The sequence below is a fragment of the Streptomyces sp. SID13666 genome (assembly GCF_010548325.1).
GTDB classification, from domain to species: domain Bacteria; phylum Actinomycetota; class Actinomycetes; order Streptomycetales; family Streptomycetaceae; genus Actinacidiphila; species Actinacidiphila fildesensis.
The window spans coordinates 1-486 of record NZ_JAAGLX010000170.1; the positions used below are offsets into that span (position 1 = coordinate 1).

The following is a 486-nucleotide window of genomic DNA, read 5'->3' on the forward strand; positions in this document are numbered from 1 at the left end:
GTCATCCTGGGCACCCTGTGCCTGCTCTTCAGCAATCTCAACAGCAACCGCAGCATGGGCCCGGTCGCCGCGATCGGCATCGCCGCGTCGCTGCTGGCCGCGCTCAGCTTCGTCCCGGCGGTACTCGCCCTGATGGGCCGCGGCGCCTTCTGGCCGTTCCGTCCCGCCTTCGGCACCGCCGAGCGCACGGGCGAGGGGCTGTGGGGTCGGGTCGCCGGGCTGGTCGGCCGCCGGCCGCGCGGTATCTGGATCGCCGCGGGTCTGCTGCTGGTGCTGGCCGCGGCCTTCACCACCCAGTTCAGGGCCGACGGGGTCTCGGTGTCGGACAACTTCACCAAGAAGCCCGACTCGGTCCACGGTCAGCAGGTGCTCAACGCCCACTTCCCGGGCGGCTCGGGCGTCCCGGTGACCATCATCGCAAAGGCGGCGTCGGCGGAGCAGGTGGCCACCGCGGCGCGCGGCGTCCCGGCCATCACCTCGGTGACC

The 486-nt window shown here is 72.6% G+C and carries 1 protein-coding gene; it reads left to right on the top strand.

The annotated features are described in order from the left end of the window. Nucleotides 1-486: MMPL family transporter (locus tag G3I60_RS43940; protein ID WP_164608576.1), on the top strand; the 486-nt coding region annotated here is incomplete at both ends.